The organism is Enterobacter cloacae complex sp. P1B (assembly GCF_014982345.1).
Lineage (GTDB): Bacteria > Pseudomonadota > Gammaproteobacteria > Enterobacterales > Enterobacteriaceae > Enterobacter > Enterobacter bugandensis.
Window position 1 is genome coordinate 107549 of the sequence record NZ_JADCLF010000010.1, and the last position, 19650, is coordinate 127198.

Genomic DNA, 19650 nt, shown 5'->3' on the forward strand with positions numbered 1-19650 from the left:
CAGTATTTATTCCTGCATGCATACTTCATAAAATTTATGCCGCGATACTAACGCACCGGGCATAAACGATAACAGACTGCTTGTCTAAGTTGGATTATTAAATTTGATAATCAATCGCCACTTCTTCCGGCTCCATTACCTGGCGTTTGATCTCGTCCACCGACAGCCCGGCATTGCACAGCTCGATAAAGCGCCACACATAGTTGCGCTGCAGCTGCCCGCGCTTCAGGCCCAGCCACACTGTATTGGCGTCAAAGAGATGCCGCGTATCCAGGCGCACCAGGTTCCCGTCTTCGCGTTCGCCGCTGGACTGTTCCGCCACCAGGCCAATGCCCAGACCCAGCTCGACGTAGGTTTTAATCACGTCAGAATCCTGCGCGCTCAGCACGATGTCCGGCGTTAATCCTTTACGGTTGAAGGCCTCGTCTATGCGCGAGCGTCCGGTTATGCCCTGGCGATACGTAATCAGCGGCCATTTCGCGATCGCTTCCAGCGTCAGCGGTGAAACCTGATTCAACGGATGATCGAGCGGGAGTAACAGGCTGTGGTACCAGCGGAACCAGGGAAAGGCCACCAGCAGCGGGTCGTTGCTCAGGCGCTCGCTGGCGATGCCGATATCTGCCCCACCGTTTTGCAGCAGCCCTTCAATTTCCTGCGGCGTGCCCTGGATAAGCTCCAGACGGACGTCAGGGAAAAGTTCGCGGAAGGCTTTGATCACCGGCGGCAGGCTGTAGCGCGCCTGGGTGTGGGTGGTGGCGATGGTGAGCACGCCCGAGGCATCGTTGGTGAAGAGATCCGCCAGGCGACGCACGTTGCTGGCCTCGTTGAGGATCCGCTCCGCGATGGTGAGCAATGCTTTACCCGGCTCCGTCATGCCGAGCAGCCGCTTGCCGCGGCGGATAAAAATCTCTATGCCCAGCTCCTCTTCCAGCTCGCGGATATGGCGGCTGACGCCGGACTGAGAGGTATAAAGCATATTGGCGACCTCGGTCAGGTTGTAGTCCCGCCTGGCCGCCTCACGGATAATTTTAAGTTGCTGGAAATTCACGATTCACTCCGGCGCATCTGACATAGCTCTATTGTTAGAGTCAGCCGAGCTGCAGAACAAATAATAAAAACCAGCATCTTATGCTTTTCTGGAATATCAGCTCACGAGCTGGAGTTCACGGTTCTCAAGCGACGGCTTGCTGACCAGCGACATTAAAATCTCTTTTACCGCCTGCGCCTGCGGCGAAAGCGAGCCGCGAGCGGACATATTCAGCGACAGCGGCAGGCTCATCGAAGGCGTGGTGATCCGCGCCATCCAGCCGTTTGCCGCACCGCACAGCGAGCGCGCGGCGGATTCCGGCAGTACGGTGACGCCCATTCCGCTGGCAATGGCCGCGGTAAGCGTGGAGATTGAGTCGATTTCGCCGATGATTTTGGCCGTCAGGCGGCGCAGGGAGAACGCTTCGTCCACGCGCACGCGCACGGCGCTGTAGTCGCGCGGCAGATAGAGGTTCATCTCTGCCACGGCGGTAAGATCGACGCTCTGGCCCGGACAGTCGCGGGTACCCACGAGGTAGAGATCTTCTTTCAGCAGCGGCTGGCTGGTGATCCCGGCAACCGGGGAGCGATCGTAAAGCACCGCCATGTCCAGCTGGCCGTTGAGCAGCTTGTCATTCAGTACAGAGCCACTGTTTTCATGCAGATAGACCAGCACTTCCGGCAGCTCGGCACGCACGGCCTGCAGAAGCGGCATGGTGATAGAGGACGCCGCCGTTCCCGGCGCCAGCCCGATAGAAACGTGCCCGCTCAGGGTCTGGCCCACGTTGTTCACCGCCAGCTGCGCCTGTTCACACTGACGCAGGATAGTGCGGGCATGGGTATACAGGATCTTGCCTGCTTCCGTTGGCGTGACGCCGCGCTTGGTGCGGATCAGTAACTGCTGATCCATCTCGCCTTCCAGAGTAGCCACCTGCTGGCTCAGCGCAGGCTGCGCGATGTGCAGCACTTCTGCCGCTTGAGTCAGGCTGCCGATATCGACGATTTTTACGAAGTATTTCAGTCGTCTTAAGTTCATTTTGCCCCCTGTTCGAAATGCATTGCCGGAACCGGCTGTCGTTGTTGAACAGGTTTTGCAATATGAATGCCACTTTTACCGTGCGGTCTGAATTGTTCGCTAACCGCCTGAAAATAAGGAAACCTAATTATGGAGGGGTGATTTATTACTGAAACAGCAGTTTACGATCTGCCCCATTAGAGGTATATCCGCACCATTACGGTGCATTCCGCTGTCAAAAACATCATTTTGCCGATTTTGTCAGCAAACGATCAAAAGGCGTTGATCCACCCTTTGACAAGGCGAACGCAGGTCGATAATATGCGCCCCGTTCACACGATTCCTCTGTAGTTCAGTCGGTAGAACGGCGGACTGTTAATCCGTATGTCACTGGTTCGAGTCCAGTCAGAGGAGCCAAATTTGAAAAGCCTGCTTTTAAAGCAGGCTTTTTGCTTTTCTGCGCAAGGTAAATGCAAAACGGCAACTGGGTTGCCGTTTTTAGTGTGTTCCCCCTCTCCCGTGGGAGAGGGTTGGGGTGAGGGCACCAGCCCGCACTATGCCCTTACATGCCGATTTTAACCGGCATCCCCGACCGCCGTTCCAGTTCAGCGCCCGCCCCCTCGTTTATCAACTGTGTCTGCTGTGCGGCGGAGATGGGCAGAGGCACTTTCCGGCTCGATTCAAATTCCGCCCGGTTACGCGACAGCGGTTCGTGAACCTCCACCCAGCGGCTGCCGTCCGGCTCCGTGGTCACCTTAACGGGCCGATCGATAAGCTGTACGCGGGTACCGACGGGGACATTATCAAACAGGTATTTGATGTCGTTGTTACGCAGACGAATACAACCCTGGCTCACCCGCAGCCCAATGCCGAAATTGGAGTTTGTGCCGTGTATGGCATATAGCCTGCCGATATATATCGCATACAGCCCCATCGGGTTATCCGGACCGGCGGGCACGAAGGCGGGCAGCGTTTTCCCCTCTGCCGCATAGGCACGACGCGTGTTCGGCGTAGGTGACCAGGTGGGGCCCTCCTGCTTGCGCTCAACCGCCGTGACCCAGTTACGCGGGGTTTCGCGACCGGCCTGACCAATGCCGATGGGCAATACTTCAACGGTATTGCTGCCCGGCGGGTAATAGTAAAGACGCATTTCCGCCACGTTAACGACAATCCCCTCGCGCACGGTGTCGGGTAAAATCAGCTGCTGAGGAATGATCAGCCGGGTGCCGGATTTGGGCAAAAAAGGATCCACGCCCGGGTTCGCTTCCAGCATATTGCTGAGCCCCAGCCCGTGCTGTGCAGCAAAGGCCTCAAGCGGTAACGTATTGCGCTCGGGAACGGTGATGGTAATCGGGGTTCCCACCAGCCGACTGCCTTCCGGCGGCAGGGTATAGGTTACGGCAAACGCACTGGGAACAGCGGCACACAGCGTAAGGACGAACCAGGTAAGTCGCATCATAATTTCCTGTGCTCACAAAAGAGAAAGCCTGGACTCAGGCAGGCTTTCTCAGTTTACGCTATTACGCTTCGATTTTACGCCATCTGCGCGTCAGCACTTTTTCCGCCTCGACAATAAGGAACATCACAAAACCAATCAGGAAGGTAATGACCCAGTAGCGGAACGGCAGCGCTTCGGTGCCAAACAGCATCTGCATGAACGGGGCGTAAATGATAAGAAGCTGTAGCGCCAGCAGTACGCCGCTCACGATCCAAATCCCTTTATTCGCCAGCAGACCTTTGCTCAGCGAGAAGCCGTCATTAACGCGACAGTTGAGCATGTAGAACCACTGCGCGGTCACCAGGGTTTGCAGCAGCACGGTGCGAATGAATTCCGCCGAGTAGCCGCGCGGCTGTAGCCAGGCTTCCAGCACGAAGGCGCTAATGGCAATCATCAGACCGACAAACACCACGCGCCAGATAGCGTAGCCGTCCATCACATGCAGATTCGCCTTGCGCGGTGGCCGGTTCATGATGTCCTTCTCACCCGCTTCAAACGCCAGGCCAAACGACAGGGTTGCTGATGTCGCCATGTTCATCCACAGGATCAGGACCGGCGTCAGCGGAATCAGGTTCCCCGCCAGCAGCGCGATGATGATCAGCAGGGCCTGCGCTATGTTGCTCGGGATAACGAACAGAATCGTTTTTTTCAGGTTATCGTAAACCCGCCGTCCCTCGTGGACCGCACTGGCAATGGTGGCAAAGTTGTCATCCGTTAACACCATGTCGGCGGCTTCCTTGGTGACCTCAGTCCCCTTAATTCCCATGGCGATACCCACATCCGCCCGCTTGAGCGCCGGGGCATCGTTTACGCCATCCCCGGTCATACCCACCACTTCCTGTTTACTTTGCAGGGCCTGCACGAGGCGGAACTTATCCTCCGGGCTGGTTCGGGCGAAAATATCGTACTGCTGCGCGGCGTCGCTCAGCTGACGGTCGTCCATCGCCTCCAGCTCACGTCCGGTGATTGCGCTTGCGGCGTTACCAATCCCCAGCATTTGCCCGATGCTCATGGCCGTTTGCGGGTGGTCGCCGGTGATCATTTTCACGCGAATCCCGGCCTTCAGACAGTCGGCAATCGCGGTAATGGCCTCCGGACGCGGCGGATCCATCATTCCTGCAATACCCAGCAGGATCACGCCATCATGGAGGTCCGGGTGATCCAGATCGCGCTGTCCCTCGCGGGCAGGTTTCCAGGCCGCCGCCACCATGCGCAGCCCTTCCCGGGCATACTCTTCAATCTTGCCTTCCCAGTAAGGTTGATCGAACGGCTGCAGTCCGTCATTCGTCTGCTGGTACTGGCAGAGGCGGAACAGGACGTCCGGCGCGCCGGTGATTAAAATCGCCTCTTCTTCACCCAGTCGGTAGAGCGTGGACATGTATTTATACTGCGAATCAAACGGGATTTTACTGCGCATTTCCGTATCAAGCGGTGGGAGCGGGATTTTCGCCGCCAGCACCTTCAGGGCGCCCTCGGTTGGTCCTCCGGTGATTTTCCACAGCCCCTGCTCGTCTTTGATCAGCTGGCTGTCATTGCAGAGGTCAATGGTGCGCAGGTAGCGTTCCAGCAGGGAACCCTGCGTCACGCTGACGGGCGTCGGGTCATCTACGGGGTGAATATTCCCCACCGGTTCGTAGCTGTCGCCCTCCACGCGATAGGTCGTGTCAGCGGTAATCACCGCTTTGACCGTCATTTCATTCATCGTCAGGGTGCCGGTTTTATCCGAGCAGATGACCGTCATTGCGCCCAGGGTTTCCACCGTGGGCAACTTGCGAATAATGGCCTTGCGACGCGCCATGGCCTGTACGCCAAGCGAAAGGATGATGGAAATGATGGCCGGCAGGCCTTCCGGCACGGCGGCAACGGCGAGGCTGATAAGCGACAGCACCAGTTCAGAAACCGGCATATCCCGGAACAGGAGGCTAAAGACGAACAGCGCTACCATCATCACCAGGATAGTGATGAAGATGGTCTTACCGAGCTTGTCCATCTGCACCATCAGCGGCGTGCGGTGCTTTTCAATGTCGGACATCATCTGGTTGATGTGGCCAAGCTCGGTCTCCCCCCCGGTGGCCACCACCACGCCTTTACCGCCGCCGGAGCTGACGGTGGTGCCTGAGTAGAGCAGATTATAGCGATCGCCTAAGGGCAGTTCCCCGCTTAACGCATCGCTGTTTTTCTCAACAACGGTGGATTCGCCAGTCAGGATGGCCTCCTCCACGCGAAGGTTATGCGCCTCAATCACGCGCAGGTCCGCAGGGATACGATCCCCGGCGCGGATCACCACGATATCGCCCGGGACCAGCGCCGTAGTGGGGATCGTTTCATGATTCCCCTGTCGTACCACCACGGCTTCGCTGGAGAGCATATTGCGAATACTCTGCAACGATTTCTCAGCATTGCTCTCCTGGATATGGCCGATCAGCGCGTTAATGATGGCAACCCCGAGGATCACAAACATGTCTACCCAGTGGCCCATAAAGAGCTTAAGCAACGCGGCCACCAGCAGAACGTAAATCAGTACATCGTTAAAATGCGCCAGGAAGCGCAGCCAGGCGGGTTTACCCTTTTTTTGCGGTAACGCATTCTCACCATGCTGCTGAAGTCGGGCTGATGCCTCAGTGCCGCTAAGTCCTTCCAGAGTGGAGTGGATATTCGACAGGGTTTCATCAACGGTTTGTTGATAATACGGACGTTCAGGTTTTCCTGTTTTCATTGTTACTTCCTCAGGTTCTATTCAGAAATCACCTTGCTTTCATGAAATTAACGAATAACGAAAACAGGAACATGGGCGTAACGGACAATACTTGCCGCCTCCGATCCTAACAAATGGGTTTGAATATTTGGATTGCGGGAGCCGACGATAATCGCGCCAGCAGCAAGTTCATCTGCCAGCTTAATAACCTCATCACGAACATTTCCGCTGCGAACATGGAGGTGAACGCGCTCTTCTGGCAAATTCAATTTTTTGACCAGGTCAGACAGTTTTTCTTTTGAATTATTAATCATATATTCATCCATCTTTCGCGCATCTGAAATAAAACCGCGCGTCAGCTCGGCTGAAAATTTTGGCATAACGTGCAGCAAATGAATGTCACCCAATGCGCTTTGCGCCAGAAACTGTGCATGCTGCAACGCTTTATCCGCCAGGCTTGTCTCATAGACATCCACCGGAACGAGAATGTTTTTATACATATCGAGCATCCTTTTTATAACCAACATGAGAGTGAATGAAGCAAAAAAAACGCATTAAATGCAGGGGGTTGCCCTTAATGCCAGTTACGGTAAAAGAGATGAATAATATTAAACGTAGCACAGGAATTTCAGGTTTAGCGCGTCCCCGCTGCTAATGGTTATTTAACATTTATCTTTTCGCCGACTATGCTCATAGTGAGTTACAGCTTCCGGCTCATGGAGGAATGTATGTATGGCATAAGCCTGATCCGACTGGGTATGTTTATTGCGCTTGCCATTATCGCCAGCACGGCGATTGGTTTATTTACCTATATGGTCGTCACTGTTCTGGCAGAATAGTGTCACCCCTGTCCAGGTTATGGAATAAATAAAACAGTTATTTATTAGGGGAATACAGTGAACCGCTACCTCTCTCTTTTACCGTTCGTTTTGTTAACGCTCACGGCGTGCGATCCTAAACCTGAACAAGCCTCCCCCCTGCCCAGAATGGTTAAAGTGGCGGAGGTGACGGTTCCCGGTCATGCCCAGCAGCGCGTTTTTCCCGCCCGCATTGAATCGGGCGATGCCACAGACCTTTCCTTCAAGCGCGCTGGTCAAATTGAAGCGCTCGATGTGCGTCAGGGCGCAGCCATCAAGCAGGGCCAACAGCTTGCAAGATTGAACGCCCGTGAAGCCCAGCAGCGGGTTAACGACAGGCAGACGGCGGCGACGCTGGCCCAGAGGCAGTTCGATCGCTTCCAGACGCTGGCGGGCCGCCAGGCGATTTCGAAAGCCGAAATGGACGTGCAGCGTGCGAACCGCGATTCGGCGAATGCGGCGCTGCAGATTGCCCGAGAAGAGTTGAATCAGATGACGCTCGTCGCCCCCTTCAGCGGGACGGCGGCCAGCGTACATGTCCGAAACCATCAGGTGGTGTCTGCCGGTCAGCCCATCGCGACGTTAACCCGCACCGATCTGCTTGACGTGGTGTTCAGCATCCCTGAAAACCTGTTTAAGACCTTTGATATCCGCAACGCGCAGTATCGCCCGGTAGTGAGAATTAACGCCATTCCGGATCGGGAATTTACCGCCGTCTACAAAGAGCACTCGGGCAGCAGCGACAGTAATACCCTGACCTGGCAGGTGATACTGACCATGCCTCGACCAGATGATTTTCCCGCCGTCGGTGGCGTAAGCGGTACGGTGACCATCAATTTAACCAACCTCCCGGCTGGCGCGGACGCTCAGGCGCTGGTTGTACCGGTTGAGGCCGTCTTTAACCCGGACAACAGCCCACGCAATGAGCCGCACGTCTGGGTTGTGGCGGGAGAAGGCGATACGCTCCATATTGAAGACCGCAAGGTCAGCGTGGGGCAAGTGATAACCGAAGGCGTGACGATCACCAGCGGGCTTAAGGCGGGCGAGCGCGTGGTGGCCGCAGGCGTGGGAGAGCTCCATGCTAACCAGCCGGTGCGTATCTGGACGCGTGAGCGGGGACTGTAATGGATATCACTCGTCAATTTATTAATAACCCGGTTCGCGTCTGGCTAACGATTCTGCTGCTGGGCATTGGGGGGATTTTCGCCCTGTTGAATATCGGCAGGCTGGAAGATCCCGCCTTTACCATCAAAACCGCAGTGGTGATCACCCACTACCCCGGCGCATCCGCTCAGCAGGTTGAAGAAGAGGTGACGCTGCCGCTGGAGAATGCCCTTCAGCAGCTACCTTATCTGGACAACGTGAGCTCCATCTCTTCAAACGGGCTGTCGCAAATCACCGTCAATATCGCTTCACGCTATCACTCGAACGAACTGCCGCAGATTTGGGATGAGCTGCGCCGCCGCGTGGGCGATGCCTCGCGTCAGTTCCCGCCCGGCGTCGTCACGCCCTTTGTGAATGACGATTTCGGCGACGTATTCGGCTTCTTCTTCGCCATTTCCGGGGATGAATTCAGTAATCCTGAACTGGTGAGATATGCAGAGCAGCTGCGCCGCGCGTTGATTCTGGTTCCCGGCGTCGCGAAGGTCGCCATCGGCGGGGCCATTAGCCAACAGGTCAACATCGATATTTCCCTGACCAAAATGGCCGCGCGCGGCATTACGCTGAACCAGCTTTCCGCCCTGCTCAGCAGGCTCAACGTCGTTTCCAGCGCCGGAGAAATCACCTCCGGCAGCGAATCCATTCGTCTGCACCCGACCGGTGAGTTCGAGAATCTTGATGAACTGGCGGATCTCATCATCACGCCTTCCGGCACCGGGGCGGCGACGCGCCTGCGGGATATCGCCACGCTGTCGCGCGGGCTGAACGAATCGCCCGCCAGTATCTACCATGCCAACGGCAAAAAAGCCGTCACCATGGGCGTCTCGTTTATTCCCGGCGTGAACGTGATCGACGTGGGCCACGCGCTGGAGGCGAAGCTAAACCAGATGTCGGCGGAAAAACCGGCTGGCATACAGATAGATCTGTTTTACGATCAGGCAGCCGAAGTGGGCCACTCTGTTAACGGTTTTATTATTAACTTCCTGATGGCGCTGGCGATTGTCATCGGCGTGCTGCTGATCTTTATGGGGGTACGCAGCGGGATCATCATCGCGGTTTCTCTCGCCCTTAACGTGCTGGGCACACTGCTGATTATGTATCTTTGTGGCATTGAGCTACAGCGCATCTCGCTCGGGGCGCTGATTATCGCCCTCAGCATGCTGGTGGATAACGCCATCGTGATTGTCGAAGGGGTATTGATTGCCCGGCAGCAGGGCGCCCCGCTGTTAACCTCCGTAAACAACATCATCCGCCGCTCCGCCCTGCCGCTGCTGGGGGCGACGGTGATCGCCATCCTTGCGTTTGCCCCTATCGGGCTATCGCAGGATTCCACCGGGGAATACTGTAAATCTCTGTTCCAGGTGCTGCTGATTTCCCTGATGCTGAGCTGGTTCTCGGCGCTCACCCTCACCCCGGTGCTGATTAAGTGGTGGTTGTTTAAAAACGACAGTGCACCGGACACTACTGACGAGTCAGATCCTTACGACAAACGTCTCTACCGCCTTTACCAGCACCTGCTGAACGCACTGCTGCACCATAAAGCGCCGACGCTGGTAGTGATGGCCGCCCTGCTGGCCGCGTCTGTCTGGGGGTTTGGCGCGGTGCGGCAAAACTTTTTCCCGTCGTCCAATACGCCGATTTTCTTTGTCGACCTCTGGTTACCCTACGGGACCGATATCAAATGGACCGAGAAAATGACTGGCGATATTGAGAAAACCATCAAGGGACGGCCCGGCGTGGAAACCACCGTCTCGACCATCGGTCAGGGGAGCATGCGCTTTATTCTGACCTACAGCGGACAGCGGCAGTACAGCAACTACGCGCAGATCATGGTGCGTATGGATGACCAGCGCAGCATCTCCGCGCTGACGCGCTACGTGGATGAGTACATCGCGCGTAACTATCCGCAGGTCAACGCCAGCACGAAACGGGTGATGTTTGGGCCCTCCGGCGACAGCGCCATTGAAGTGCGCATTAAAGGCCCGGATCCTGACAGGCTGCGTCTGATTGCCAGCCAGGTGGACGATATCCTGGCGCGCGACCCGGCCACGGGGAGCGTCCGAAACGACTGGCAAAACCGCAGCAAAGTGATCCGTCCGCAGTACGTCGCCGCGCTGGGACGCGAGCTTGGCGTGGATAAGCAGGACGTCGACAACGCGCTGGAGATGAATTTCTCCGGCAGCCGGGCGGGGCTGTATCGGGAAGGCAGTGACCTGCTGCCCGTGGTGGTGAGGCCTCCGGAAAGCGAAAGGCTGGACGCCAGCCACCTGAACAACGTGATGGTATGGAGCCATGCGCGACAGCAGTATATCCCGCTGAGTAACGTCGTTAGCAGCTTCACGCTGGAGTGGGAAGATCCGCTCATCCTTCGACGCGACCGCTCGCGGGTACTAACGGTTCAGACGGATCCGGACCCGCTGAGCCAGCAAACCTCCGGTGATATTCTCGCCCGCGTGAAGCCGCTGGTGGATGCCCTTCCCCTGCCACACGGCTACAGCATCGAGTGGGGGGGCGACGCGGAAAACTCCAGCGAAGCGCAGCAAGGGCTGTTCACTACGCTACCTCTCGGGTATCTGGTGATGTTTGTTATTACGGTGCTGATGTTCAGCTCGGTAAAAAATGCCGTCGCGATCTGGCTGACCGTACCGCTGGCGTTGATTGGCGTCACGCCAGGATTTTTAATTACCGGCATTCCCTTTGGCTTTATGGCGCTGATTGGTCTGCTGAGCCTGAGCGGAATGCTCATCCGCAACGGCATCGTGCTGGTGGAAGAGATTGAACAGCAGAAAACGCACAAGGATCAGCACAGCGCGATCGTTTATGCCGCCACCTCGCGCCTGCGCCCTATCCTGCTCACCGCGTTCACGACCGTACTTGGCCTGGCACCGCTGCTGCTGGATGTTTTCTTCCAGAGCATGGCCGTTGTGATTATGTTTGGACTGGGGTTTGCTACAATCCTGACGCTACTGGTACTCCCCGTGATCTATGCGTGTTTCCATCGTAAGGACGAAGCCAAACAACAATGAATGCGACAGGGCTGAACATTATCAAGACGCTGGGCTGTATGACGGCGGTCACCTTCTTCACCATCTACAATACCTGGGATCATTATGACTATGACTATCACTGGATCCTGGGCTTTTTAACCTTTATCTCGACCATCGCCACGCCGCTGTTTTTTGTGGTGTCGGGCTATCTCGACGGGCAATCCCGGCACGGCACGCGATGGCAGCTGGGTAAAATAAAAAGTCTGGTGATTGTTTTTCTGTTCTGGATAACGATCTACTACCTCTGGGAGCCTTATCAGCGCGGGTATTTAATTCAGCCTTGGTTCGTGTTCGCATTTGTCGTGATTTACACCTTCCACCCGGCGGTGGAGTGGCTTAGCCAGCGGAGATCGCTGTTCTGCGGCGCGATTGCTGCTCTGCTGTGCTTTTCCTACGGATACGATCTGCTATCGGCGCTTTATCCTGAAACGCACGTCCTTTCGCTTTCGCCGCAGTATCGGCTGTGGACATGGCTGCTGTTTTATCTGACCGGGCAGCTCTTCTGCGACCCAAAAGTCGCCGAGTGGATAAGCCGCAAAAATGTGGTCCGGGCGGCGGTTGTCGCCATCCCGTTTATCTATCTCTTCACCTGGTTTTACGAGCGCCACTTCTTTTTTGCCCTGTTTAAGGCCGACAGGAACGCCTTTATTCTCACCGGCTCGCAGATCTACATTCTGATTATTGCCCTGGTGATTGCGGCGAACGGCGTTCGCTTTCGCCGCAATGCTGAATTAAAGGAGTCCATTCTGGCCGCCATCAGCAAAACGATGACCGGCGTATATATTGTGCACTACTCGGTGTTTCATCTGCTGACGGCGCTGATACCGGTGACCTCTCTCGGCATGAAGCTGGCGCTGATTGTGCTTACGTTCGTCACCTCTGTTCTCTTCTCCATGCTGGTATTGTCTAACGCCGTGGCAAAAAAGGTGATCACCCTTTAAAAGCCTAAGCGCAGCCAGGCAAAGAGCACGTTGCCGTTGTTATACGTTCCGGGAATATAGGTGAACTGGACGGTAACGCGCTTATAGCCAGCTGAAAACAGCGGGAAGATGAACGGCAGAGGCACATAGTTTGCAAAATCATCTCGCGCGGTGATGCCCGCGGCGGCACCGAGCCCAAGGCGGAAATCTTTGGCATTATCCAGATACCAGCCCTTCTCCCAGCCATAGCCCATTGCGGGCTGCCATTCGTTGTGCGAGTCCTTGAACATCATTGCGAAAAGCGCGCTCCAGTTGCCCTCTTCGTTATAGCGGGACACGCCCAGGCCGCCGCCCCACGGCATTTCGTTGTAATTGTCGGTTTTTTCTTTGTCGTACATAAAGCGGGCGTGCCAGCTCAGAAACGGCAGATACAAATCGTAACGTTGCGGCTCTTCCCAGGTCTGGGAGATATCATCCGTCAGCGCATTCCACCAGCCGCTAATACGCTGTTCGCCATAGACTTTCGGCTCGGCATGAAGCGGTGCGGCGAATAAAAACAGGACCATCCAGAATGCCGAAAAGTTACGTTGCATCGTTTTTCCCTCAGCTTTAGTCACGCAGCGGTATCTATTACTGTAATCCATTCAGCACGAACCGGAGCCAAACAGACTGATTTATCTCGAGGCAGGGGAAAATGAAATTTATTTATTCAGCGCCTTCCGGAAAGATAAAAACGTTTTCTCAGGCGTTTTGTCGCGGTAGTCTCATAGGTTCCGTTTATATGACGGCAGCTATGTGAGTGACATTTTCTTATACCAATAATAAAAAACAGTACGGACAGGATAACTATGGACTCCACCCTCATCTCCGATCGTCCCAACGAGGAGACACCTTCGCTCAATCGCGCCCGCCGCGCTGCACTCGGCAGCTTCGCAGGTGCCGTCGTCGACTGGTATGATTTTCTGCTCTACGGCATCACCGCCGCGCTGGTGTTTAACCGCGAGTTTTTCCCTCAGGTTAGCCCCGCGATGGGCACCCTCGCCGCGTTTGCCACCTTCGGCGTTGGCTTTCTGTTTCGCCCGCTTGGCGGGGTGATTTTCGGCCACTTCGGCGACCGGCTTGGCCGCAAGCGGATGCTGATGCTTACCGTCTGGATGATGGGGATTGCCACCGCGCTGATTGGCATTCTTCCTTCGTTTTCCGCTATTGGCTGGTGGGCGCCGGTGCTGCTGGTGACGCTGCGCGCCATTCAGGGCTTCGCCGTGGGCGGCGAATGGGGCGGCGCGGCGCTGTTATCCGTTGAGAGCGCGCCAAAAAACAAGAAAGCGTTTTACAGCAGCGGCGTGCAGGTCGGGTACGGCGTCGGGCTGTTGCTTTCCACCGGGCTGGTGTCGTTAATCAGCCAGCTCACCACCGACGCGCAGTTTCTGAGCTGGGGCTGGCGCATCCCGTTTATCTTCAGCATCGTGCTGGTGATTGCCGCGCTGTGGATCCGCAACGGGATGGATGAGTCGGCAGAGTTCGAACAGCAACAGCGTGAGGAGCCGTCCGTCAAAAAACGGCTGCCGGTGATGGAAGCCCTGATTCGGCACCCTGGCGCTTTTCTGAAAATCATCGCCCTGCGCCTGTGCGAACTGCTGACGATGTATATCGTTACCGCCTTTGCGCTGAACTACTCGACGCAGAACCTCGGCCTGCCGCGCGAACTGTTCCTGAATATCGGCCTGCTGGTCGGCGGGATCAGCTGTCTGACCATCCCCTGCTTCGCCTGGCTGGCGGACCGGTTTGGCCGCCGCCGCGTCTACATCACCGGCGCGCTGATTGGCACCCTCAGCGCCTGGCCCTTCTTTATGGCGCTGGAGGCTCAGTCTGTGTTCTGGATTGTCTTCTTCGCCATTATGCTCGCGAACATCGCTCACGATATGGTGGTCTGCGTGCAGCAGCCGATGTTTACTGAACTGTTCGGCGCCAGCTACCGCTACAGCGGCGCGGGCGTGGGTTACCAGGTGGCAAGCGTGGTCGGCGGCGGGTTTACGCCGTTTATTGCCGCCGCGCTGGTGACCTTCTCCGGCGGTAACTGGCACAGCGTGGCGATTTATCTGCTGGCCGGCTGCCTGCTGTCGGCGGCAACGGCGCTTCTGATGAAAGAGACGAGCCACCGCTGATCTCCCTTTTGTTTCACAGGCGTGTGACATACTATCGGATAGAGTCGCACACCTGTGGAACAAGGAGACAGAGATGAATAATAAGGGCTCCAGCCTGACCCCGGCTCAGGCGCTGGAAAAACTCGACGCGCTGTATGAACAGTCCGTCAACGCGCTGCGCAGCGCCATCAGCGAATACATCGAAACGGGGAAACTTCCCGATCAAAAGGCCAGAAACGAAGGCCTTTTTGTTTATCCATCGCTCTCTGTGACCTGGGACGGCAGTGCAAGCACGACGCCGAAAACCCGCGCCTACGCCCGTTTTACCCACTCCGGCTGCTACAGCACCACCGTCACCCGCCCTGCACTGTTCCGCCCCTATCTGGAAGAGCAGCTAACGCTGTTGTATCAGGATTACGGCGCGCACATTGCCGTGGAGCCTTCACAGCATGAGATCCCGTACCCGTACGTGATTGACGGTTCGGCGCTAACTCTTGACCGCTCCATGAGCGCGGGACTGACCCGCCACTTCCCAACGACGGAACTGTCACAGATTGGCGATGAGACGGCTGACGGGATTTATCACCCGGCAGAGTTTTCCCCCCTGTCGCACTTTGACGCCCGTCGGGTGGATTTCTCCCTGGCGCGCCTGCGCCACTACACCGGCACGCCCGCCGAGCATTTCCAGCCGTTTGTGCTGTTTACCAACTACACCCGCTACGTGGACGAGTTCGTTCGCTGGGGCTGTAGCCAGATCCTTGATCCGGACAGTCCATATATCGCCCTCTCCTGCGCGGGCGGGATCTGGATCACCGCCGAGACCGAAGCGCCCGAGCAGGCCATCTCCGATCTGGCGTGGAAAAAACACCAGATGCCCGCCTGGCACCTGATCACCGCCGACGGTCAGGGGATCACCCTGATCAACATCGGCGTCGGCCCGTCGAACGCCAAAACCATCTGTGACCATCTGGCGGTGCTGCGCCCCGACGTGTGGCTGATGATTGGCCACTGCGGCGGCCTGCGCGAAAGCCAGCTGATTGGCGATTACGTGCTGGCCCACGCCTATCTGCGCGACGACCACGTGCTGGATGCGGTACTGCCGCCGGATATCCCAATCCCGAGCATCGCCGAAGTACAGCGCGCGCTGTATGACGCCACCAAAGAGGTCAGCGGCATGCCGGGTGAAGAGGTCAAACAGCGCCTGCGTACCGGTACGGTAGTGACGACGGATGACCGCAACTGGGAGCTGCGTTACTCCGCCTCCGCGCTGCGCTTCAACCTGAGCCGAGCGGTGGCGATTGATATGGAGAGCGCCACCATCGCCGCCCAGGGGTATCGCTTCCGCGTTCCTTACGGCACGCTGCTGTGCGTGTCCGATAAGCCGCTGCACGGCGAAATTAAGCTGCCGGGTCAGGCCAACCGTTTCTATGAAGGGGCGATTTCCGAACATTTGCAGATCGGCATTCGCGCCATCGACCTGCTGCGGGCGGAAGGCGACCGACTGCATTCGCGCAAGCTGCGCACCTTCAACGAGCCGCCGTTCCGCTAATAGCAATAAGGAAAAACCATGCACACCCCTACTCCGCTCTCTGCCCTGCGTCAGTGGCTTCAGGAAAACAGCCTCGACGGGATGATCGTTCCGCGCACCGATGCCTGGCAAAGCGAGAATTGCGCGTCGAACGACGAAAAGCTGGCCTGGCTGACAGGCTTTAACGGCTCTGCTGGCGTCGCGCTGGTACTGAGGGATAAAGCGCTGCTGTTCGTCGACGGGCGCTATCAGGTGCAGGCCCGCGTTCAGGTGAATATGGATGAGGTTGAGATCCACCATCTGCACAACGAGCCGCTGGCAGACTGGTTGACGGCAAACGTCGCGGCGGGCACGCGCATCGGTTTTGACCCAATGCTGATGACGAATACCGAGTTTACGCAGCTGTCTGCCACACCGTGCACGCTCGTGCCGCTGAACGCGTCACCGTTTGACGCCTTATGGACCGATCGCCCTGCCGCACCGGCGGGGCTTATCCGTGAGATGCCGGTTGCGATAAGCGGTGAAAACAGCGAAGACAAACGTCAGCGCGTTGCCGCTGTGCTGGCCGCGAACAACGCTGACTACCTGGCCGTTACGCTGCCGGATAACATTGCGTGGCTGCTCAACGTGCGCGGCTCAGATATCCCCACCAGTCCGGTACCGCTCTCATTTGCCCTGCTCGGTCGCGACGGCCGCGTTGAGTGGTTTGTTAACGATAATAAGCTCGCAGAACTCCCTGATGCAGTTCTGAACGCCTTCACGATTGCGCCACAGGACACCTTTATTGAGCGCTGTCAGCAACTTGCTGAAGGGAAGCGGGTAATGGTTGATGCCGACTCCGCGCCGGTGGCCCTGCGCTTTGCCATTGAACCGCGCGGTGAAATTGTCTGGCGAACCGATCCCATTACCCTGATTAAGGCTACCAAAAACCCGGTCGAGCTGGCAGGGTATCGCGAGTGCCATCTCCAGGACGGCGCCGCGTGGGTCAACTTCCTGGCCTGGCTGAGCCGCGAAGTGCCGCTGCGTGCGGCGGCGGGACAACCGCTAACCGAGCTGGAAGTCCAGGCGCAGCAGCTGGCATTTCGCAAACAGCAGCCCGGTTTTATCGAGCAGAGTTTCGCGACCATTTCCGCCTCTTCGAGCAATGCGGCGATGTGCCACTATCATTCAAGCGAGGCCAGCAATAAGCCCATCGGTCATGACCATTTTTACCTGAACGATTCGGGCGGTCAGTACGCTAACGGCACCACCGATGCCACGCGCACGCTGGCGTGGGGTAATGTCCCCTCGCAGCAGCGTCTGCACTACACCGCCGTGCTGAGAGGCTTCCTGTCGCTGATTACCCTGCAGTTCCCTTCCGGTACCCAGGGGCACCAGCTGGATGCTTTCGCGCGTCGTCCGCTGTGGGAGATGGGGCTGGATTACGATCACGGTACCGGGCACGGCGTGGGCCACCAGCTTCTGATCCACGAAAATCCGCATCGCATCGCCAAAAAGGCCAACCCGTGGCCGCTGGTGGCAGGCAACATTATGACCATTGAGCCGGGATACTATCTGGGCGATAGCCACGGTATCCGTATTGAAAACCAGGTGGAGATAGTGGAGAGCCGTCCGGGGTTCTGCAAATTTGCTTCTCTGACGCTGATCCCGATTGATTTAAGCCAGGTCGAGCTGGATCTGTTGAGCGAGCAGGAAAAGCAGTGGCTGGATGAGTATCATCAGCAAGTACGTGAGGCGCTGTCACCGCTGGTGAATAGCGAGGCGCGTTCGTGGCTCAAGGAGGCGACGGCGCCGGTTCGTGTGTAATTTCGTGCGGTCTGATGCCCTCACCCCATCCCTCTCCCACGGGAGAGGGTGAAAACACTAAAAACGGCAACAAGGTTGCCGTTTTGCATTTACTTGACGCAGAAAAGCAAAAAGCCTGCTTTAAAAGCAGGCTTTTCAAATTTGGCTCCTCTGACTGGACTCGAACCAGTGACATACGGATTAACAGTCCGCCGTTCTACCGACTGAACTACAGAGGAATCGTGTGAACGGGGCGCATATTATCGATGCTCCCCGATGATGTCAAAGGCAGAATGCATATTTCCGATCGTTTGCCGAATTATTCTCCATTTCGTGCAATTGTCAGGCATTTTGTCGCGGATATTTCCACAGCCAGCGCCCGCTGACCATGCGCCAGTAGAACAGCGCCCCGCGTACGGCCCAGTCAAGGAACATCCCCAGCCAGACGCCCACCACGCCCCAGCCCAGCACCACGCCCAGCGTATAGCCCGCAACAACGCGACACCCCCACATGCCAAGCATGGACACCCACATGGCAAAACGGGCATCGCGCGCCCCTTTCAGCCCGGCAGGCAACACCCAGGATGCCGCCCAGATGGGCATAAAGGCGGCGTTGAGCCAGATAAGGATCTTCACCACCTCTTTCACGTCATCTTCGTGGGTATAGAACGCGGCCATCAGCCCGGCAAACGGCGCTGTGCCCCAGGCGATCAGCGTCAGCCCAATCGTCGACAGCCAGAACACATGGCGCAGCTGCCGCTCCGCCTGGCCTATCTGCCCTTTCCCGAGACGTTTCCCCGTGATGATGGTTGATGCCGACCCAAGGGCGTTACCCGGCAGGTTAATCAGCGAGGCGATGGAGAAGGCGATAAAGTTACCGGCGATAACGTCGGTGCCCATTCCGGCGACAAACATCTGCGTGAGCAGCTTCCCGCCGTTGAACAACACGGATTCAATGCTCGCGGGAATACCAATCCCCATCACTTCCCAGATAATGGCGAAATTAAAGGGCCGGAAATAGCTCTTAAGCGTAAGACGCAGCGAGGGGGTAATCCCCGTCATCAGCACCCCGATGATGGCCGCCGCACCGATATAGCGTGATATGGTTAATCCCAGCCCGGCCCCGACGAACCCCAGCCCATCCCACGAGAACGCGCCGTAGATCAGCACGCTGCTGATGATGATATTCAGGATATTCATCCCACCGTTGATCAGCAGCGGGATTTTGGTGTTACCTGCCCCGCGCAGCGCGCCGCTGCCAATCAACGCGATGGCCGCCGCCGGATAGCTTAAGACGGTCATTTCGAGATAAGTCAGCGCCAGGTCTTTGACCTGGTTCGTGGCTTCCCCGGCGACAAAATCGATAATCTCTTTACCGAAATAGTGGATCACCGCCGCCAGAACAATCGAAAAGAGGGTCATGATCATCAGCGACTGACGTGCAGCCTCGCGTGCGCGTTTGGGATCCAGCTTGCCGAGACTAAAGGCCACCACAACCGTCGTCCCGAGATCGATGGCGGCAAAGAATGACATCACCACCATGTTAAAGCTGTCTGCCAGCCCGACCCCCGCCATCGCCTCTTTCCCCAGCCAGCTCACCAGGAAGGTGCTCAGCACCCCCATCAGCAGAACGCAGGTATTTTCCAGGAAAATAGGCACGGCAAGAGGGGTGATTTCACGCCAGAACAAAACACGATAGCTTTTACGTTTTGCGTACCATGGCGTGCGCACGATCGCCTGGCGCAGAGGGGCAGTGACGTTCAAAATGGACCTTAACGAGAATAGTTGAAACTCCATTTCAAATGATGGGGGAGAAATGCTAATCCTGCAAAGTATTTTCCTGAAAAAGATGTGTGTATTTACAACAAACTGACGACAGAATCGGCAATCAGTCGATTTTCCCTAAGATCAGGTTTGACAAAAGTTTTTTCGCCGCTAAGATAAGCCTCCACAACGATTCCTCTGTAGTTCAGT

General features: G+C 56.8%; 14 protein-coding genes and 2 tRNA genes. 7 read left to right on the forward strand and 9 right to left on the reverse strand.

Annotation, left to right across the window (positions count from 1 at the left end):
* Positions 1–97 precede the first annotated feature (97 nt).
* Together cbl and nac are read right to left on the reverse strand one after the other, a co-directional pair.
* Complete coding sequence (gene cbl, locus INF77_RS11690) at positions 98–1048, reverse strand: HTH-type transcriptional regulator Cbl (RefSeq protein WP_045260381.1); 951 nt, start codon at positions 1046–1048, stop codon at positions 98–100.
* Positions 1049–1144: 96 nt separating this feature from the next.
* The gene (gene nac, locus INF77_RS11695; RefSeq protein ID WP_028013742.1) at positions 1145–2062 is read right to left on the reverse strand and encodes a nitrogen assimilation transcriptional regulator NAC; all 918 of its coding nucleotides are present in this window, start codon (positions 2060–2062) and stop codon (positions 1145–1147) included.
* A gap of 320 nt (positions 2063–2382) precedes the next feature.
* Here nac and INF77_RS11700 point away from each other — a divergent pair.
* Positions 2383–2458 (forward strand) — tRNA-Asn (locus INF77_RS11700).
* A gap of 145 nt (positions 2459–2603) precedes the next feature.
* On the opposite strand, the gene ldtA is transcribed toward INF77_RS11700, so the two are convergent.
* The 3 genes from ldtA to INF77_RS11715 form a co-directional block, all read right to left on the reverse strand.
* Positions 2604–3500, reverse strand: a complete 897-nt coding sequence (gene ldtA, locus INF77_RS11705; protein ID WP_063437794.1) for a L,D-transpeptidase — start codon at positions 3498–3500, stop codon at positions 2604–2606.
* 61 nt (positions 3501–3561) lie between these two features.
* On the reverse strand, positions 3562–6255 hold the full coding sequence (locus tag INF77_RS11710) for a cation-transporting P-type ATPase (RefSeq protein ID WP_049138765.1): 2694 nt from the start codon (positions 6253–6255) through the stop codon (positions 3562–3564).
* Between the two features lie 47 nt (positions 6256–6302).
* Positions 6303–6734 carry a universal stress protein gene (locus tag INF77_RS11715; RefSeq protein WP_028013745.1) on the reverse strand — a complete coding sequence of 144 codons (432 nt, stop codon included), beginning with the start codon at positions 6732–6734 and terminating at the stop codon, positions 6303–6305.
* 396 nt (positions 6735–7130) lie between these two features.
* Between INF77_RS11715 and INF77_RS11720 the strand changes: the two genes are divergently transcribed.
* The 3 genes from INF77_RS11720 to INF77_RS11730 are packed head-to-tail and all read left to right on the forward strand — an operon-like array spanning position 7131 to position 12240.
* On the forward strand, positions 7131–8216 hold the full coding sequence (locus tag INF77_RS11720) for an efflux RND transporter periplasmic adaptor subunit (RefSeq protein ID WP_190320712.1): 1086 nt from the start codon (positions 7131–7133) through the stop codon (positions 8214–8216).
* Positions 8216–11278, forward strand: coding sequence for an efflux RND transporter permease subunit (locus INF77_RS11725; RefSeq protein WP_193532652.1), 3063 nt, complete (start codon positions 8216–8218; stop codon positions 11276–11278). The genes INF77_RS11720 and INF77_RS11725 overlap by 1 nt, the downstream gene beginning before the upstream one ends.
* A complete protein-coding gene (locus INF77_RS11730; RefSeq protein ID WP_045629806.1) occupies positions 11275–12240 on the forward strand; it encodes an acyltransferase in 966 nt (321 codons plus the stop codon). The genes INF77_RS11725 and INF77_RS11730 overlap by 4 nt, the downstream gene beginning before the upstream one ends.
* On the opposite strand, the gene pagP is transcribed toward INF77_RS11730, so the two are convergent.
* On the reverse strand, positions 12237–12812 hold the full coding sequence (gene pagP / locus INF77_RS11735) for a lipid IV(A) palmitoyltransferase PagP (protein WP_028013749.1): 576 nt from the start codon (positions 12810–12812) through the stop codon (positions 12237–12239). The genes INF77_RS11730 and pagP overlap by 4 nt on opposite strands.
* Positions 12813–13067: 255 nt before the next feature.
* Here pagP and shiA point away from each other — a divergent pair, with 255 nt between their 5' ends.
* From shiA to INF77_RS11750, 3 genes are all read left to right on the forward strand, one after another.
* Positions 13068–14384: a shikimate transporter gene (shiA, locus tag INF77_RS11740; RefSeq protein WP_045260388.1), complete on the forward strand. Its 1317-nt coding sequence runs from the start codon at positions 13068–13070 to the stop codon at positions 14382–14384.
* 73 nt (positions 14385–14457) lie between these two features.
* On the forward strand, positions 14458–15912 hold the full coding sequence (locus INF77_RS11745; RefSeq protein WP_041909184.1) for an AMP nucleosidase: 1455 nt from the start codon (positions 14458–14460) through the stop codon (positions 15910–15912).
* Between the two features lie 18 nt (positions 15913–15930).
* On the forward strand, positions 15931–17697 hold the full coding sequence (locus INF77_RS11750; RefSeq protein ID WP_193532653.1) for an aminopeptidase P family protein: 1767 nt from the start codon (positions 15931–15933) through the stop codon (positions 17695–17697).
* A 142-nt stretch (positions 17698–17839) separates the two neighbouring features.
* On the opposite strand, the gene INF77_RS11755 is transcribed toward INF77_RS11750, so the two are convergent.
* From INF77_RS11755 to INF77_RS23470, 3 genes are all read right to left on the reverse strand, one after another.
* Positions 17840–17915: transfer RNA gene (locus INF77_RS11755), tRNA-Asn, on the reverse strand.
* Positions 17916–18018: 103 nt separating this feature from the next.
* The gene (emmdR, locus tag INF77_RS11760; RefSeq protein WP_126296590.1) at positions 18019–19473 is read right to left on the reverse strand and encodes a multidrug efflux MATE transporter EmmdR; all 1455 of its coding nucleotides are present in this window, start codon (positions 19471–19473) and stop codon (positions 18019–18021) included.
* Positions 19474–19535: 62 nt separating this feature from the next.
* Positions 19536–19628 (reverse strand): DUF5951 family protein, encoded by a 93-nt coding sequence (locus INF77_RS23470; RefSeq protein ID WP_219358334.1) that lies wholly within the window; start codon positions 19626–19628, stop codon positions 19536–19538.
* Positions 19629–19650: the final 22 nt, after the last annotated feature.

Coding starts and splice junctions, on each gene's coding strand:
- INF77_RS11710 (WP_049138765.1), bottom strand. CDS start 6,255: ATGAAAACAGGAAAACCTGAACGTCCGTATTATCAACAAACCGTTGAT.
- nac (WP_028013742.1), bottom strand. CDS start 2,062: ATGAACTTAAGACGACTGAAATACTTCGTAAAAATCGTCGATATCGGC.
- INF77_RS11730 (WP_045629806.1), top strand. CDS start 11,275: ATGAATGCGACAGGGCTGAACATTATCAAGACGCTGGGCTGTATGACG.
- shiA (WP_045260388.1), top strand. CDS start 13,068: ATGGACTCCACCCTCATCTCCGATCGTCCCAACGAGGAGACACCTTCG.
- INF77_RS11715 (WP_028013745.1), bottom strand. CDS start 6,734: ATGTATAAAAACATTCTCGTTCCGGTGGATGTCTATGAGACAAGCCTG.
- INF77_RS11750 (WP_193532653.1), top strand. CDS start 15,931: ATGCACACCCCTACTCCGCTCTCTGCCCTGCGTCAGTGGCTTCAGGAA.
- INF77_RS11745 (WP_041909184.1), top strand. CDS start 14,458: ATGAATAATAAGGGCTCCAGCCTGACCCCGGCTCAGGCGCTGGAAAAA.
- emmdR (WP_126296590.1), bottom strand. CDS start 19,473: ATGGAGTTTCAACTATTCTCGTTAAGGTCCATTTTGAACGTCACTGCC.
- ldtA (WP_063437794.1), bottom strand. CDS start 3,500: ATGATGCGACTTACCTGGTTCGTCCTTACGCTGTGTGCCGCTGTTCCC.
- pagP (WP_028013749.1), bottom strand. CDS start 12,812: ATGCAACGTAACTTTTCGGCATTCTGGATGGTCCTGTTTTTATTCGCC.
- INF77_RS11725 (WP_193532652.1), top strand. CDS start 8,216: ATGGATATCACTCGTCAATTTATTAATAACCCGGTTCGCGTCTGGCTA.